Origin of the sequence: Brachybacterium sp. NBEC-018, from assembly GCF_024860185.1 — a bacterium.
GTDB classification, from domain to species: domain Bacteria; phylum Actinomycetota; class Actinomycetes; order Actinomycetales; family Dermabacteraceae; genus Brachybacterium; species Brachybacterium rhamnosum.
In genome coordinates this window covers 772,296-787,274 of record NZ_CP100650.1, presented here as the reverse complement: position 1 = coordinate 787,274, position 14,979 = coordinate 772,296, and the positions used below count along the sequence as shown (strand labels likewise).

Annotated in this window: 15 protein-coding genes; 5 read left to right on the top strand and 10 right to left on the bottom strand. The window is 74.7% G+C overall.

Annotated features, from left to right (window positions below; translation table 11 throughout):
* Window positions 1-102 precede the first annotated feature (102 nt).
* On the top strand, window positions 103-648 hold the full coding sequence (locus tag NLU66_RS03560) for a hypothetical protein (RefSeq protein ID WP_259361569.1): 546 nt from the start codon (window positions 103-105) through the stop codon (window positions 646-648).
* A 348-nt stretch (window positions 649-996) separates the two neighbouring features.
* Here the strand turns inward: NLU66_RS03560 and NLU66_RS03555 are convergent, their stop codons facing one another.
* The 5 genes from NLU66_RS03555 to NLU66_RS03535 all read right to left on the bottom strand — a co-directional run bounded on the left by NLU66_RS03555 (window position 997) and on the right by NLU66_RS03535 (window position 5,144).
* Window positions 997-1,950, bottom strand: coding sequence for a hypothetical protein (locus NLU66_RS03555; protein ID WP_259361568.1), 954 nt, complete (start codon window positions 1,948-1,950; stop codon window positions 997-999).
* Window positions 1,947-2,438: a heme-degrading domain-containing protein gene (locus NLU66_RS03550; protein WP_259361567.1), complete on the bottom strand. Its 492-nt coding sequence runs from the start codon at window positions 2,436-2,438 to the stop codon at window positions 1,947-1,949. Before NLU66_RS03550 ends, NLU66_RS03555 begins: the two co-directional genes overlap by 4 nt.
* Window positions 2,435-3,547 (bottom strand): Gfo/Idh/MocA family protein, encoded by a 1,113-nt coding sequence (locus NLU66_RS03545; protein ID WP_259361566.1) that lies wholly within the window; start codon window positions 3,545-3,547, stop codon window positions 2,435-2,437. The genes NLU66_RS03550 and NLU66_RS03545 overlap by 4 nt, the downstream gene beginning before the upstream one ends.
* 141 nt (window positions 3,548-3,688) lie before the next feature.
* Window positions 3,689-4,828, bottom strand: coding sequence for a LacI family DNA-binding transcriptional regulator (locus NLU66_RS03540; RefSeq protein WP_267136239.1), 1,140 nt, complete (start codon window positions 4,826-4,828; stop codon window positions 3,689-3,691).
* A gap of 25 nt (window positions 4,829-4,853) precedes the next feature.
* Window positions 4,854-5,144 (bottom strand): DUF1905 domain-containing protein, encoded by a 291-nt coding sequence (locus NLU66_RS03535; protein WP_259361565.1) that lies wholly within the window; start codon window positions 5,142-5,144, stop codon window positions 4,854-4,856.
* Between the two features lie 246 nt (window positions 5,145-5,390).
* Here NLU66_RS03535 and NLU66_RS03530 point away from each other — a divergent pair, with 246 nt between their 5' ends.
* From NLU66_RS03530 to NLU66_RS03515, 4 genes are all read left to right on the top strand, one after another.
* On the top strand, window positions 5,391-6,878 hold the full coding sequence (locus tag NLU66_RS03530) for a gluconokinase (RefSeq protein ID WP_259361564.1): 1,488 nt from the start codon (window positions 5,391-5,393) through the stop codon (window positions 6,876-6,878).
* Between the two features lie 5 nt (window positions 6,879-6,883).
* Window positions 6,884-7,333, top strand: coding sequence for a GNAT family N-acetyltransferase (locus NLU66_RS03525; protein WP_323374439.1), 450 nt, complete (start codon window positions 6,884-6,886; stop codon window positions 7,331-7,333).
* A gap of 397 nt (window positions 7,334-7,730) precedes the next feature.
* Entirely contained in the window at window positions 7,731-8,660 is a 930-nt protein-coding gene (locus NLU66_RS03520) for a DUF559 domain-containing protein (RefSeq protein WP_259361563.1), read from the top strand.
* A gap of 108 nt (window positions 8,661-8,768) precedes the next feature.
* Window positions 8,769-9,710: a methyltransferase family protein gene (locus tag NLU66_RS03515; RefSeq protein ID WP_259361562.1), complete on the top strand. Its 942-nt coding sequence runs from the start codon at window positions 8,769-8,771 to the stop codon at window positions 9,708-9,710.
* A gap of 384 nt (window positions 9,711-10,094) precedes the next feature.
* On the opposite strand, the gene NLU66_RS03510 is transcribed toward NLU66_RS03515, so the two are convergent.
* From NLU66_RS03510 to NLU66_RS03490, 5 genes are all read right to left on the bottom strand, one after another.
* Window positions 10,095-11,366: a mannitol dehydrogenase family protein gene (locus NLU66_RS03510; RefSeq protein ID WP_259361561.1), complete on the bottom strand. Its 1,272-nt coding sequence runs from the start codon at window positions 11,364-11,366 to the stop codon at window positions 10,095-10,097.
* A 20-nt stretch (window positions 11,367-11,386) separates the two neighbouring features.
* Window positions 11,387-12,814: a glucuronate isomerase gene (gene uxaC, locus NLU66_RS03505; protein WP_259361560.1), complete on the bottom strand. Its 1,428-nt coding sequence runs from the start codon at window positions 12,812-12,814 to the stop codon at window positions 11,387-11,389.
* A 78-nt stretch (window positions 12,815-12,892) separates the two neighbouring features.
* Complete coding sequence (locus NLU66_RS03500) at window positions 12,893-13,891, bottom strand: LacI family DNA-binding transcriptional regulator (protein ID WP_259361559.1); 999 nt, start codon at window positions 13,889-13,891, stop codon at window positions 12,893-12,895.
* A 72-nt stretch (window positions 13,892-13,963) separates the two neighbouring features.
* On the bottom strand, window positions 13,964-14,284 hold the full coding sequence (locus NLU66_RS03495; protein WP_259361558.1) for a DMT family transporter: 321 nt from the start codon (window positions 14,282-14,284) through the stop codon (window positions 13,964-13,966).
* Complete coding sequence (locus tag NLU66_RS03490; RefSeq protein WP_323374438.1) at window positions 14,281-14,742, bottom strand: multidrug efflux SMR transporter; 462 nt, start codon at window positions 14,740-14,742, stop codon at window positions 14,281-14,283. The genes NLU66_RS03495 and NLU66_RS03490 overlap by 4 nt, the downstream gene beginning before the upstream one ends.
* Between the last annotated feature and the right edge of the window lie 237 nt (window positions 14,743-14,979).

Below are 14,979 nucleotides of genomic sequence, written 5' to 3'. Positions count from 1 at the left end.
GATCGACGGGCGACCGCGCGTCGCCCGCCGGCACGGCCGCCGCCCGCATTCACGCCTCACGCCTCACGCCTCACGCACCATCCCGCTCACCGAGGAGGACCCATGACCGCCGAGGACACCCCGGACATCGACACCCGCATCCGTGACCTGCTCGTGCGCGCCGAGATCGCCGACGGCAGCCTCGTCATGGAGGTGGACGTCGCCGGGAGCGCCGAGCAGCTGTGGCGCGCGATCACCGACCCCGAGCAGCTCGCCCGCTGGTCCCCCGTGGTCCCGGACCGCGCGCTCACCTCGATCGGCCCCGCGCTGTCCCGCGAGAACCCCGACGAGGACCCGGTCGCCGCGGACGTCCTCGCCCTCGCCGCCGACCACGCCGTCACCCACCGCTGGGCCGATGCGACCCTGGGCTGGGTCGTCGACGAGGGGCAGGTGGACCTGCAGGTCATGCTCCCGGAGGTCGAGCAGGCCCAGTACTTCGCCGCCGGATGGCACGTGTGCCTCGCGGTGCTCGACGCGCAGCTGAGCGGCGAGGACCAGGCGCGGATCGTCGGCATGGAGGCCATGGACCACGGCTGGGAGGAGCTGCGCGCCGGCTACGCCCGCGAGTTCGGCCACCCCGACGGCCCCGCCCCCGGCCACGACGCCTGACCCCGCCGGTCGCGGCGCGCCCCACCAGACCTACGGGACCACTTCGTACGGGTCGGCCCCGTAGGGCGAGGACCCGGTCGAAGAGATCCCGTACGCCCCAGCCCGCCCCGGGCGGCGGGACCATATCGCTCAGGTCCCGCCCTCGACGCCGCCACCTGCGCGATGACGTCCCGTGCAGATCCCGCGCCGCCCACCCGAGGCCTACGGGACCACTTCGTACGGGTCGGGCCCGTGGGGCGGGGACCCGGTCGAAGAGGTCCCGTACGCCCGAGCCCGCCCGGCCCGCGGGACCACATCGCGCAGGTCCCGCCCCATACGCCGCCACCTGCGCGATGACGTCCCGTGGGCTCAGACGTCGGCGCGCGGGTAGTCGACGAAGGCGAAGGCGGAGCCGTCCGGCGCCCAGCTGGGGACGTTGATCGTGCCCTGCCCGCCCTGCAGCGCCACGAGCGTCGTGGGCCGGCCCCACTCGCCCACGCGCACGAGCCGCAGCTCGACGTCGCGATCCTCGGGGTGGCCCTCGGTGCCGGGCGGGAAGCTGAGGTAGGCGACGACCTCGCCGTCGGGCGCGATGTGCGGGAACCAGTTGACCCGCTCGTCGGAGGTGAGCTGCTCGAGGCCGGTGCCGTCGGGCCGCACGCGGGCGAGCTGCGCGTGGCCGGGGGCGTCGCTGAACTGCTCGGTGTTGAAGAGGATCCAGGCGCCGTCCGGACTGTACTCGCAGCCGTCGGCCGGGCCGGGATCAGTGGTGACGGCGCGGTCGCCGGTGCCGTCCACGCCGATCGTGCGGATAGTCCCGGCGGCCCACCAGTTCTCACCCTCGGGCTGGAGGTGCACGTAGGCGAGGGTCGTGCCGTCGGGGCTCACACCGTGGAGGAAGTGCAGGCCGCCGTCCTCCGGGGTGATGCGGCGCGGGGTCCCCGCAGCCACCGCACCGTCTGAGTCGCTGCTGGTGAGCGGCACCTCCCAGACGTGGAAGTCGTTCGCGGAGGCGTAGACCGCGGAGCCGTCGGGGGCGAGCACGTGGTCGTTGTTGACGGGCGGCAGGCCGGGCGCGTCGAGCTGCTGGGGGGCGGCGGAGCCGTCGGCCGGGAGGAGCCAGAGCAGGCCGTCGGCGTTCACGAGGAGGCGGCCGTCGGCGGTCCAGTTGGGGGCCTCGAAGAGCCGCTCGGCGGTCTCGTGCACGGTGCGCACCTCGCCGGTGGCGCGGTCCCAGATCCGGATGCGGCAGGTCTGGCCGGGGCGGAGGCGGCGCCCGGCGGGCTGGTCCTCGGCCGAGGCGGGGGTGGGGTCGGCGGTCACGGGGCGGCTCCTTCGCCGGCGAGGATGCTGAGGTGGGCGCGCAGGCCGGCGACGGCGAGGTCGTGGTCCTGCTGCGAGCTGAGGCCGGAGACGGTGATCGCGGCGACGACGCCCGCGCCGCGCACCCGGATCGGGAAGGACCCGCCGGTCACGGCGTAGCGCTCATCCAACCAGCCGATCGCCTGCGGGTCCACGCCCGCGCCGGAGAGCCGGGCGTCGACGAGCGCGCTCGAGGACTCCATGCGCAGGGTGACCGCGGCCTTCCGCTCGGCCCAGGCCTGCTGGTCCGGGGCGGCGCCCGGGAGCACGGCGCGGAAGAGGATCAGCTGGGGGCGGCGCACGTCGATCACGACGCCGTGGCCCGCGGCGGCGGCGATCTCGCGGGTGAGCACGCCGAGCTCCCAGGCGCCGTCGGCCTCGAAGCGGGGCAGCACGAGCTCGCGCTCCTCCGCCTCGAGCAGCGCGATGTCGACGGGGGCGGCGCTCATCGGCCGGTCCCGCTCGACGCCGGCGCCTCGCCGTGGGCGGGGGTCGCGGCGGAGAGGTCCTGCGGCGGGGCGGGGACGCCCGCGGTGAGGACCTGCGCGCGGGCGGTCTCGAGCAGCTCCATGACGGCGACCGTCTCGTCGTGCGTGTGGACGGGCGACTCGGTGCGGCCCTCCCCCACGAAGCGGGCGAGCGCGGTGGCCTCGTAGGAGAGTGCGGCGAAGCCCCGCAGCATCGTCGGGTCCGTCCAGCGGAGCGTGGGCGAGCCGTGCGCGGCACCGGTGACGGTGAAGCTCGTGGGGTTGTAGAACGAGCCCTCGACCTGCAGGAATGCCGAGGTGCCGCTGATCGTCGCGGTGGTGGGGGTGCGCTCGAGCAGGGAGGTGTAGAGCGTGGAGACGGCGCCGCCGGCGTGGGTGGAGACCACCGCGGCGGAGGCGTCGACGCCGGTCGCGGTGACGGTGCCGCGGGCCTCGATCGCGGTGGGCGCACCGAGCACCATGGTGATGAACTGCGCGGGGTACACGCCGAGGTCGAGGAGGGCGCCGCCACCCAGCTCGGGCGCGTACATGCGGTGGTCGGCGGGGCGGATGATCTGCTGCGAGTGGTCCGCGGCGACGGCGCGCACGTCCCCGAGGCCCCCGCCGTCGACGAGGGCGCGGATGACGGAGGCCTGCGGCAGGTAGCGGGACCACATGGCCTCCATGACCAGCACGCCGGCGGCGCTGGCGGCGGCGAAGACCTCGCGCGCCTCGGCGGCGGTGACGGTGATCGGCTTCTCGATGAGCACGTGCTTGCCGGCCGCGATCGCGGCGAGGGCGACCTCGGCGTGGCCGCTGTGCGGGGTGGCGACGTAGACGACGTCGACCTCGGGGTGGGTCACGAGCGCCTCGACGGAGCCGACGGCCTGCTCCGCACCGAAGCGGGCGGCGAACGCGCGGGCGTTGTCGAAGGAGCGGGAGCCGACGGCGACCAGGCGCTGCGCGGTGTGGGCCCTCAGCGAGGTCGCGAACTCGCCGGCGATCCAGCCGGGGCCGACGATCCCCCAGCGCAGCGAGGGCTCGCCGCTGCGGGGCAGGTACAGGGTGGGGTCGGGCAGGGCGATGGGCATGCGGGCCTCCGGGAGGGTCGCGCCGACGGGAACGACGACGCTGTTGGCACGAGACAAGATCAGGTGGCGCCGAGACTAGCACGTGCCAAAGCGGGGGCGTCCAGGTCGACCGTGACTGCGAGGAAGTGGTCCCGGACCCGCTCAGCCGCGGGAGGGCGCCGGCCCGGTCGACCCGCGGACCACGAGATGCGCCGGTGTCGCGATCACGCGAGCAGCGCCCTCAGCCCGATCGGACCGCACGGCCGTGTCGACCCCGTCGGCCCCGTCGGTCGGAACGGCCCCGTCACCCACATCGGCCCCGTCGGCCGGAACGGCCCCGTCGCTCCCGACCCCGAGCCGCTCGAGCAGCACCCCGAGCGCCGCCTCGACCGTCGCGTCGACGTCCTGGTGCACCGAGGTGAGGTCATGGAAGGACAGCGCGGCGATGGGGCTGTCGTCGAAGCCCACCACCGAGATCTCCCCCGGCACGGCGACCCCGGCGCGGGCGAGCACGGCGAGCACCCCGGCGGCCGCGTGGTCGCTCACGCACACGAGCGCCGTGGGCCGCACCGCGCGGGCGAGGACCGTGCGCGCGGCCTCCGCGCCCTCCTCCTCGCCGAGGTCGGAGGGGACCACGTCGATCCGCTCCCCCAGGCCCGCCTGCCGCATCGCGTCCTCGTAGGCGCGGGCGCGGGCCGGGCCGGGCTCCTCACCGCGGCCGCCCACGAAGGCGATCGCCTCGTGCCCCAGGCCCACGAGGTGCTCGACGGCCAGGCGCAGGCCCGTCGCCTCGTCCACGTGCACCGTGTCCTGCGTGGGATCCGCGGACCACTCCCCCAGCTGCAGCACGGGCACCACGCCCCGGGCGGCGGCGAGCGCCTCGGATCCGGGCTCCGGGTTGAACACGGCGAGCGCCTCCACCCGCTGCTCCATGAGCGAGCCGACGGCCTCGTCGGTCCCGCGACCGGCGTGGATCGGGGCGAGCGCCATCCGGTATCCGCGCTCCCCGGCGGCCGCGATGAGCCGCTCGACGACCTTCACCTGGAAGGCGTTGCCCAGGGAGAACGCGATGCCGAGGGTGCGGGTGCTCGACTGCCGCAGCAGCCGCGCGGAGGCGTTGGGGCGGTAGCCGAGCTCGCGGGCCGCCGCGAGGATCCGCTCGCGGGACTCCGCGCTGGGGCCGTCCGCGCCGCGCAGCACGAGGGAGACGAGCTGCCGGGAGACGCCGAGGTGATCGGCGACGTCCTTCATCGTGGGCAGGCGCCGCGCCGGGCCGGGAGGTCGGGTCGCGGGATCGGTCATGGCGAGGATTCTGCCAGGGCGCCGATCAGGCCCCGTCGATCGTGAGCTCGACGGTGACCTCCTCGCCGGGCTCGACCCCCTCCGCGCGCTGCACCGCGACCTTGACGGGCACGAGGTACCCGCCGTCCCGCGGGAACAGGGAGATGGTGAACTCGGTGCCGCCGATCCGGCCGGTCACGGGGATCGCGCCCCAGCCGTAGGTGACGCGGGAGGCGACGGCCGCGATCTCGGCGGCCTCGTCTGCGGCGACGGGCACGAACACGAAGGGGGCGGGGCCGCGCCACTCGATCGCGGTGCCCGTGAAGCGGAGGTGCATGCCGGGAGCGTACGCCGGGCGCGCGGGGCCGACAGGGCATACGGAGCGCGCCGTCCGCCGTCAACCTCCGGCCCAGTCGGGCTTGCCACGAGGGAAGCCCCGGCCCACCCTGACGGCGGTGGCAACAGGCGGACGCGACCGGGCGTCCGTCGGCCCCGCCCCTATGCTGGGCGCATCGGATCGCGCCCTGCGCAGCGGCGCCGGAGGCGGCGCGATCCCCGCCCACGCACCTGCAGGAGTACGCGCATGCCCCGTTTCAACGTCTCCGAGGACGACGCCCTGGGTCCCTTCGTCATCGGCCTCGACGTGGGCTCCGGCGGCACGCGCGCCGCCGTGTACGACGCGACGGGTCGTGAGGTGGGCAAGCGCCACCACAAGGAGCCGCACACCTTCACCACCGCGGCCGACGGCACCTCCACGATCGACGCGGACCTCGTCGTCGACGAGCTGCGCACCTCGATCGCGGCCGTGCTCGCCGAGCCGCTGCCGGGTCCGGTCGCCGGCATCGGCGTGGACACCTTCGCCTCCTCCCTCGTCGCGGTCGACGCCGCCGGGAAGGCCCTCACCCCCTGCATCACCTACGCGGACACGCGCTGCCGCGACCAGGTCGCGGCGCTGCGCGAGGCGGTCGACGCCGAGGCCCTGCACCAGCAGGTCGGCGCGCGCCTGCACTCCTCCTACACCGCGCCGCGGATCGCCTGGCTGCGGGAGACCCAGCCGGAGGTGTTCGCGAAGGCCACGCAGTACATGGCGCTCGGCGAGTACGCCGCGTTCCGCCTGCTCGGCACGCCCGTGCTCGGCACCGCCTCCGCCGCCTGGGCGGGCCTGCTGGACCGCCGCACCGGCGAGTACGCGACCGGCCTGCTCGAGGCCGCGGGCGCCGATCCAGCGACCCTCTCCGCCCCGCGCGACCCGAACCAGGGCCAGCCGGTCGCCGGCACCGTTCTCGCGAAGGAGTTCCCGCAGCTCGAGGGTGCCACCTGGCTGCCCGTGATCGGCGACGGCCTCGCCGCGAACATGGGCATCGGGGCGCTCGGCACCGGCACCTGGGGCATCTCCACGGCGACCTCCGGCGCGATCCGCCAGCTCGTCGAGACGGACATCGAGACCCTGCCCAGCGGCCTGTGGGCCTACCGGGTCGACGCGCGCCGCACCCTCGTGGGCTCCGCGATGAGCGACTGCGGCCGCGTGCTCGACTGGGCCCGCTTCCAGCTGGGCCTGCCCGAGGACGTCGCCGAGATCGACACCGAGCGGATCTTCTCCGCCCCCGTCTCCGAGGGCACCCCGATCGTCGTCCCGTTCTTCTCCGGCGAGCGCGGCACCAAGTGGCGCGACTCCTCGAAGGCCCTGTTCGCGAACGTCTCCGCGTCCACCACCGCGGAGGACCTCCTGCGCGGCGCGCTCGAGGGCGTGGCCCTGTCCTACCTGCGCATCGCGGACCAGATGCGGGAGCTCGGCGGGGAGCCGGAGCGGATCGTGCTCTCCGGCGGCATGACCGAGGCGATCCCCTCGTGGCTGCACCTGCTGGCCGACGCCCTCGGTTCGCCGATCGAGCACGTCGCCGTGTCCCGCTCCACGATGCGCGGGGCGGCGCTCATGGCGATCGAGGAGACGGTGCCCGGCGCGCAGGTCGCCGAGGCGCCCGTGCTGCGCAAGGTCGAGCCGGTCGCCGAGCACGCCGACTACTACCGTGCGCGCCTCGAGCGCTTCGAGGCTCTCGCGGACCTCGCCTGAGCGCCGTGACGGAGGTCGACTGGCGCTTCCGGCCGGCGACGGCGCAGGACGCACCGTGGATGGCGGAGCTGCGCGCCCAAGTCATGCGCCCGGACCTCGAACGGCTGGGACGCTTCGACGAGCGCCGCGTGCGCGAGCGGTTCCTCACCGCGTACGTCCCCGCGCACACCCGTGTGATCGTGGCCGACGGGCGCGACGCGGGACTCGTCGCCCTGCGGCCCGACGGCGACGCCCTGTGGGTCGAGCACTTCTACCTCTCTGCGCAGGTCCAGGGGCGCGGGATCGGCGGGCAGGTGCTCGCGGCGATCCGCGCGGAGCACCCCGCGGCGCTGCTCCGCCTCGACGTGCTCCAGGGCAGCCCCGCGCGGCGCCTCTACGAGCGCAGTGGCTTCGTCCTCGAGGGCGAGGACCCGGTGGACGTCTACATGGCCGCGGCGCCTCAGCGGGCGAGCTAGCGGGGCGCGGCCGGCCAGCCCCGGACGGCCCCGGATGGACCCCACGCATGCCCGTTTGCGCGCCCCAGTTCCACGAATGGAACCCAGCCGCGCAATCGGACACCACCGCTCGACTCGCCCATGCCCGTTTGCGCGCCCTGCTTCCCGAATCGGAACCCAGCCGCGCAATCGGACAACCGCAGAAGCGCTCCGCCCCACTCCGCCCCTCCTCGCCCCGCCCGCCGCGAGCTCCCGCCCTGATCGCCGATGTCCGTTTGCGCGCCCCAGCTCCACGAATGGAACCCCGGTGCGCAATCGGACAGGCACGCGCCGTGGATCGCTCCTCCCCATCCGTTCTCCGTCCACACCGGAGGCATCGAACCGGCTGCTCGGAGGTCCGCTTCCCTAACGTCAGGCCATGACTCCGCGCTGGTCCCCGCCCCCGCACAGCCTGCTGCGGCGATCCGAGCTGCGACGACGCGGGGTCCACTCCCGGAGGCTGGCCTCCGACGAGTTCACCCAGGTCATCCCGGGCTTCTGGACACCCACCGCGCAGCCCGCTCCGCTGCACGCGATCGCCCGCCGCCTGCAGCACGTCGTCTGTCCCGAGGCCGTCGTCAGCCACGTGACGGCCGCGGAGATCCTCGGCCTGCCGCTCCCGCCGGGCCAGCGCTACGAGAGACTCCGCGTGCTCCACGTGTCGTTGCCTCCCGCGGCCCGACGCAGGCTCGGGCGCCAGGCGCACGTCCACCGCCGTCGGCCGTCGGAGGTCCGCGTGGTCCTGGGGGTGCGCCTGAGCGCGACCCTCCCGATGCTCTGCGACCTCGCCCTGCAGCTCAGCCCGCTCGAGCTGGTGCAGGTGTGCGATGCGACGGTGGGCCCGGACGCACCGTGGCCCCGCGCCTCCCTCGCCGAGCTCCGCGAACTGGCGGGGACGTCGGCCCCGAGGCCGGGCCTCGCCGCGGTGCGCACGGCGTTGGGCTCCGCCCGCCAACGGGTCGAGTCGCCGAAGGAGACCGAGCTGCGCCTCCTCCTGCTCGCCCGGGGGTTCGCCGAGCCGGACATCAATAGCGCGGTGCAGGTGGTCGACTCCCACGACGAGCGGCGCGGCTTCCGGCTCGACCTCTCGTACCGGGAACCGCGGATCGCGATCGAGTACGACGGAGACGGCCACCGCACCGATCGGAGACAGCGGCTCAGGGACCGACGCAAGGATGCACTGCTGCGCAGGGCCGGATGGGAGGTGGTGCGGGTGACGCAGGAGGATCTCCGCGATCCGGCCGACCTCGTCGCTCGGCTCGACCAGCTCGGGGCGCCGCGTGCCGGCCCGCTCCCGCTGGCCGCGTGATCCGGTCCCGACGGCTCGTGTCGCCGCTCGCGGGCCCGTCGGCCGGTGGTCGCAGGAAGAGGCCAGGAGTCCCGCAGCGCGCGGCGACATGAGGGCTACTCTGCGCTCATGACGGTGCTGAGCCCCGCGCTCGGGCGCGCGTACTTCCTCCTCCAGGCAGTGGCCGGCGCCGTGTGGTGGGCGGCCGTGGCGACGGTCCCGGCGGTGCGCGAGGCGACGCTCGGTGGGGTGCCCGCGCTGCCGATGGCGGTGCTCGACGTGCCCCTGTTCGTCCTCACCTCGGCGCTCGTGGCAGTGGGCCGTCGGCGTGCGGTCCACGTGCTCGTGCCGTGGATCCTGCTGATCACGCTGGTCATGGTCGTGTACGCGACCGTCGCGGGCCGCGCTGGCTGGGGTGCGGTGCTCATGATCGTCTCCGCGACCGCGTCGATCGGCGCCGCCGGGCTCGTGCTGCACGGACGCCTGCCGGGGACGGCGCTGCTCAAGGGACCGCTCGGGTTCCGTTCCGCCCCCGCGGCGAGCACCCGCACCCTGCTGCTCGCGACGGCCGCACAGATCGTCGTGTTCTGGTCCCTGTTCCTGCTGGTGATCCCCGTGCCGATCGCCCTGCTCGAGCAGCGCTGGGGCGTGCACCTGGAGCTGCCGGTGCTGCTCCGCGTGCTCGGAGCGGTCGCGATCGTTCCGGCCAGTGCGCTCGGGCTGTGGTCCGCGGTGACGATGACCCGCCTCGGTGAGGGCACGCCGCTGCCGGCCGCGATGCCGCACCGCCTCGTGGTCGCCGGCCCGTACCGCTGGGTGCGCAACCCGATGGCGGTCTCCGGGATCTCGCAGGGCGTGGGCGTGGGGCTCGCGCTCTCCTCCTGGGCCGTGGTGGCCTACTCGGTCGCGGGCGGCCTCATCTGGCATCTTGTGGTGCGTCCCGAGGAGGAGGCGGATCTCGCCACACGCTTCGGCGCGGACTACTCCCGCTACCGCGCCGCGGTGCGCACCTGGCTGCCCCGGCTGCGCCCCGTCCCCGGGAGCGCCTCGCGCACAGGGACCCGGGACTGACCAGGGCCGACGGGGCCAACGGCAGGCGGGGCGGATGCGGTCCGCGCGGCCGACAGGGCCGACAGAGCCGACAGGGCTGACAGGGCCAGCTGGGCCGACGGTCCGGCCGCCGCCTGACGTGCCGGTCGTCCGCCTCGCCTCGCCCAGCGGTGTCCAATTGCGCGCTGGAGAACCATTTGTGGAGCCCAGGCGCGCAAACGGGCACGGCCAGGTCCGGCAGGTGCAGCCACCTGCTGCGGCGACCGCCCGGACCGGCATGACCAAGGCGGGCGCGGGTGTCCGATTGCGCGCTGGAGAACCATTTGTGGAACCCAGGCGCGCAAACGGGCACTGCGAGGGCGGGCGGGACCCAGGGACGGACGACCCGGTAAGGGCGGGCGGGGCTCAGGGGCGGGGCAGGCGGGGCTCCTCGGCGAGGACGGCGGCGGCGAGCTCGTCGGTCGCCCCGTCGAGCAGGCCCACCAGGGCGGCGACCCGCTCGCGGTCGTCCTCGAGCCCGGCGGCGGCGACGATGGCCTCGGCCTGCGGGTCCGCGACCTCGTGGCCGGCCCGCACCCGGTCGGTGACCCAGGCGGTCCAGGCGGCGACGGCGGAGACCTCGCCGGGCGCCTGCGCGGGGCCGCCGCGCTCGGCGATCACGGGGAGGGCGCGCACGGGCAGCTTCGAGGTGCCGTCGGCCGCGATGCGGATGAGGTTGTCGGCGAGGCGCGGGTTGCGGAAGCGCTCCTCGAGGGCGGCGGTGTAGGCGTCGAGCTCGTCCGCGGGGAGGTCCAGGGTGGAGCGGGCCTCGTCCCAGAGCGCCTCGACGAGGGCGCGCACCTCGGGGTGGGAGATGGCCTCGTCGACGCGCTCGGCGCCGGCGACCTGGCCGGCGTAGGCCATGAGGGTGTGGGCGCCGTTGAGCAGGCGCAGCTTGCGCAGCTCGTGGATGGACACGTCGGGCACGATCTGCACGCCCTCGGCGCGCTCCCACGCGGGGCGGCGGCCGCGGAAGCCGTCCTCGATGATCCATTCGGTGAAGGGCTCGGTGACGACGGGGACCTGGTCGTCGAGGCCGGTCCGCTCGCGCACGAGGTCGCCGGCGCCCGCATCGGCGGAGGGGGTGATGCGGTCGACCATCGTGGAGACGACGTCGACGTGCTCGGCGAACCAGGCCTGCGCCTCCGCGTCGAGGCAGGCGAGGACCGCCTCGCGCAGCGCCTCGCCGTTGCCGGTGAGGTTGTCGCAGGAGACCAGGGCGATCGGCTCCTCGACGCCGGCCTCGCGGCGCGCCTGGAGGGCGAGGGCGAGGCGGGCGGGGGCGGAGGTCGCGGGGTCGGTGCCGGCGGCGTAGCCCTTCTCGGTGATGGTGAGGGTGACGACGGCGGTGAGCGGGTCCGCGACGAGGCGCTTGAGGGCGTCGACGTCGTCGGCGGCGTAGGCCTCGTCGATGACGTCGATCAGCTCGACCTCGTCCTCCTCGGGGCCGCGCACCACGAGCCCGTACTTCCCGCCCTGGGCGTTGAGCGCGTCCGCCATGGCGGCGGTGCGTCCGGTGACGACGCTGACGCCCCAGCCGCCCGCCCGCTGGGTCGCGAGGAGGGTGTGGGAGCGGGCGAAGTTGCCGATGCCGAGGTGGACGAGGCGGCCGTCGAGGGCGCGGGGGTCGGTGCTCATGGGTGGTGCTCCTCGGAGGGTCAGACGTCGGCGTCGAGCTTGAAGACCTGGCTCGGCTGCTGGGTGGGCAGGGTCGTGGCGAGCGCCGCGGCGTCCTCCTCGCGCAGGCGGTGCTCGGCGACGAGCCCGGCGAGGTGGTGCGCGTCGAGCCGGCGGGACATGTCGTGCCGCGCGGGGATCGAGCAGAAGGCCCGCGTGTCGTCGATGAACCCGCTGGTCCGGCTGTAGCCGATGGTCTCGGACACGGCGCGACGGTAGCGCAGGATCGCGTCCGGCGCATCGATGAACCACCAGGGGGCGCCCGCGTACACGGAGGGGTAGAAGCCGGCGAGCGGGGCGATCTCGCGGGAGAAGACGGTCTCGTCGATCGTGAACAGGACGACCCGGAAGTTCGGGTCCAGGCCCACGTCGTTGAGCATCGGGGCGACGCCGTGTACGAAGTCGACGGCGTGCGGGATGTCGGCGCCGACGTCGGCCCCGAACGTCTCGAACGTCGCCTGCGAGTGGTTGCGGTAGACGGCCGGGTGCAGGGTCATGACCAGGCCGTCCTCGGCGGCGAGGCGGGCCTGGTCGGCGAGCAGGTGCCGTCGCAGGGCGACCGCGTCGGCGGCGGCGATGCTGCCCTCGCGGGCGGCCGTGTAGAGGCGGCGGGCGTCGGCCGCCTCGAGCCGCTCGGTGCCGACGTCGGTGTGCGCGTGGTCCGAGGAGACGGCGCCGTGCTCGCGGAAGTACAGCCGACGGGCACGCATGGCGGCGAGGTGGCCGTCGTAGGTGCCGGCGTCGACCCCGGCGGCCTCGCCGAGGGCGTCGGTGAGGGCGCGGAAGTCCGCGCGGGCCGGCTCGAGGTACTTGTCCGGGCGGAAGGTGGGGGCGACGCGGCCGGTGAAGGAGGGGTCCGCGGCGAGGGCGTCGTGCGGGGCGAGGTCGTCGACGGGGTCGTCGGTCGTCGCGAGCACCTGGATGCGGAACTCGTCGAAGAGGGCGCGGGGGCGGAACGCGGGCTGCGCGAGCTTCTCGGCGATCGCGTCGTACATGCCCTCCGCGGTGGACGGGGAGAGCACGGTGTCCAGGCCGAACACCTCGTGGAACTCGTGCTCCATCCAGTACCGCGAGGGGGTGCCGGCGTAGGCGTGCCAGTGCTCGGCGAGCAGCCGCCAGGCGGCGCGGGACTCCGTCTCCTCGAGCGGGCCGCGGCCCACGCCGAGGTCCGCGAGGTCGACGCCGCGGGCGTGAAGCAGCCGGGTGACGTAGTGGTCCGGGGTGATGAACAGGGAGGTGGGGTCCCGGAAGGGCTCGTCGTCGAGCAGGAGGCGCGGGTCCACGTGCCCGTGGGGGGAGACGATCGGCTGCTCGCGCATGGACCCGTAGAGGGTCCGGGCGATGTCGCGGATCGCCGGGTCCGCGGGCAGCAGGCGATCGGGGTGGGGCACGTAGGCGTCGTCGCTCATGGGGCCCATGATGGGTGGGCGTCCCCGCGCGGGTGCATCTGTTGTCGCAGGTTGCCGGACGCCCTGACCGGGCGCGGGTCAGGCGGTGGTGCGGGGCCCGGTGGAGGCGCGGGGCACGAGCCGCACGGGCAGCGCCCCCTCCACGGGGGTGCGGTGCGCGGAGGGGTTCTCGATGCGACGGATCAGCCGTTCGACGGCCGCCCGGCCCTGCGCGCGCTTGGGGGTGACGAGGGTGGTGAGGCCGCCGCCGATGAACCTCGTGAGCGGGATGTCGTCGTGCCCCATGACGGAGAGCTCCCCGGGCACGGTCACGCCGGCGCGCAAGGCGGAGACCAGGAAGCCGACCGCGATGAGGTCGTTGTAGCAGATCACCGCGTCGGTGAGCTCCTTGATCTCCGCGAAGGCCAGCTCGCCGCCGGTCGCGGTGGGCGGGTAGGGGCCGTGGCGGTGCACGCTCAGCCCGTTCGCCTTGCCGACGGCGCGGGCGGCGCGCCAGCGCTCGCCGTCGGACCACGAGTTCACCGGACCGGCGACATAGGTGACGGAGCGGACGCCCTGCTCGACGAGGTGCGCCATCGCCTGGGTCATGCCGTGCTCGTAGTCCGGGGTGACGGAGTCCAGGCCGGCGACGCGGCGGTTGAGGACCACGGAGGGGAGGCGCTTGGTGAGGTGGTTCAACGTCGCGTCGGAGAGCCGGGAGCCGGAGAGGACGACGCCGTCCACGACGTCGACGGCGCTCTCGAGGCTCGCCTTCTCGCGCTCCTCGTCCTCGACGCTGTCCAGGAGCAGCAGCAGGTAGCCGTGCTCCTGCGCGGCCTCCTGCATGCCGGAGACGATCTCCGCGAAGTAGGGGTTGGTGAGGTCCGGGATCTCGATGCCGAGCCGCTGGTGGCGGTGCGCGCGCTCCTGCGCGGCGGGGGCGGAGGTGCGGTAGCCGAGCTCCTTCGCCGCGGCCATGACCTTCGCGTGGGTCGCGGCGCTGACGCGGCCGGGCCGGGAGAAGGCACGGGAGACCGTCGACGGCGCCACCTCGGCCGCACGGGCCACGTCGTAGATGGTCACGCGCTCGTCGTCCACCCTGCATCTCCTCCTGGTCCTCGGCGACCGGGCCGCCGGGGCCCGCCCCTACGGTACTGCCCAGAGCGTTCCTCAGTGCGCGGCGCCCAGCTCGATGAGCAGCACGCCGAGCACGATGAGGCCCATGCCGAGCGCCATGACGCGGTTCAGCGCCTCCCCGAACAGCAGCCGTGAGGCGAGGGCGGTGAGCACGATCCCGGCGGCGGTCCACACGCCGTAGGCGACGCCGAGCGGGAGGCCGTGGGCGAGCGCGGCGGAGAGCAGGCCGAAGGCGAGCAGGTAGGCGACGCCGACGACCGCGTAGAGGGCGCGGCGCCCGGTCGCGGCGACCCGCAGGGTGAGGGTGCCGGCGACCTCGGCGAGGATCGCGCCGGCGAGCAGCAGGGCGCTCACCTCGGGTCCTCCTGGTGCGGGTCGACGACGGGGATCTCCGACGTCGCCGTCGCGAGCGCGGCGGCGGGGCCGGGTGCAGTGGCCGACGGGGCCGACGAGGCTGACGAGGACGACGGACTTCCCGGATCCTCTGTCGCATGAGCGCGCTGCGAGCCGAGCTCGACGACCATCACCCCGGCGGCGACGAGCACGATGCCGAGACCCATGAGCGCGGTGAGCGGCTCCGCGAACAGGAGCGTGGACAGCAGCGCGGTGAGCACCACGCCGCTCGCGCCCCACACCCCATAGGCGACGCCGAGCGGCATCCCGCGCCGCAGTACGACCGCGAGCAGGCTGAAGGAGGCGAGGTAGCCGGCCACGACCAGCACGTACAGCGCGGGATGGGTGAGGGCGGCCTTGAGGGAGAGGCTCGCGGTCACCTCGCTGAGGATCGCGCCAGCCAGGAGCAGCCAGGTCATGGGGCCATTCTCCCCTGCCCGGGCGCGGTATGGGGGCGCTGTCCTCCGGCCCGCTGGGCGGCGCCAGAGGCATGGGCGTGGGCGAGTTCGCCGATGCCATCGGCATCGCTCCGGCGAACGTCGCGGTCCTGAAGAACGGACCCGCCACGGCCGTCCGCCTGTCGGCCCTCGACCCTCGACCCTCGACCCTCGACCCTCGACGCGATCTTTCGCGTCCTCGAGTGCCGATGCGACGAC

Bases quoted from the DNA above. Each gene is read 5' to 3' on its own strand.
- NLU66_RS03560 (WP_259361569.1), top strand. From the start codon at position 103: ATGACCGCCGAGGACACCCCGGACATCGACACCCGCATCCGTGACCTG.
- NLU66_RS03550 (WP_259361567.1), bottom strand. From the start codon at position 2,438: ATGAGCGCCGCCCCCGTCGACATCGCGCTGCTCGAGGCGGAGGAGCGC.
- NLU66_RS03545 (WP_259361566.1), bottom strand. From the start codon at position 3,547: ATGCCCATCGCCCTGCCCGACCCCACCCTGTACCTGCCCCGCAGCGGC.
- NLU66_RS03540 (WP_267136239.1), bottom strand. From the start codon at position 4,828: ATGACCGATCCCGCGACCCGACCTCCCGGCCCGGCGCGGCGCCTGCCC.
- NLU66_RS03535 (WP_259361565.1), bottom strand. From the start codon at position 5,144: ATGCACCTCCGCTTCACGGGCACCGCGATCGAGTGGCGCGGCCCCGCC.
- NLU66_RS03530 (WP_259361564.1), top strand. From the start codon at position 5,391: ATGCCCCGTTTCAACGTCTCCGAGGACGACGCCCTGGGTCCCTTCGTC.
- NLU66_RS03520 (WP_259361563.1), top strand. From the start codon at position 7,731: ATGACTCCGCGCTGGTCCCCGCCCCCGCACAGCCTGCTGCGGCGATCC.
- NLU66_RS03515 (WP_259361562.1), top strand. From the start codon at position 8,769: ATGACGGTGCTGAGCCCCGCGCTCGGGCGCGCGTACTTCCTCCTCCAG.
- NLU66_RS03510 (WP_259361561.1), bottom strand. From the start codon at position 11,366: ATGAGCACCGACCCCCGCGCCCTCGACGGCCGCCTCGTCCACCTCGGC.
- uxaC (WP_259361560.1), bottom strand. From the start codon at position 12,814: ATGAGCGACGACGCCTACGTGCCCCACCCCGATCGCCTGCTGCCCGCG.
- NLU66_RS03490 (WP_323374438.1), bottom strand. From the start codon at position 14,742: ATGACCTGGCTGCTCCTGGCTGGCGCGATCCTCAGCGAGGTGACCGCG.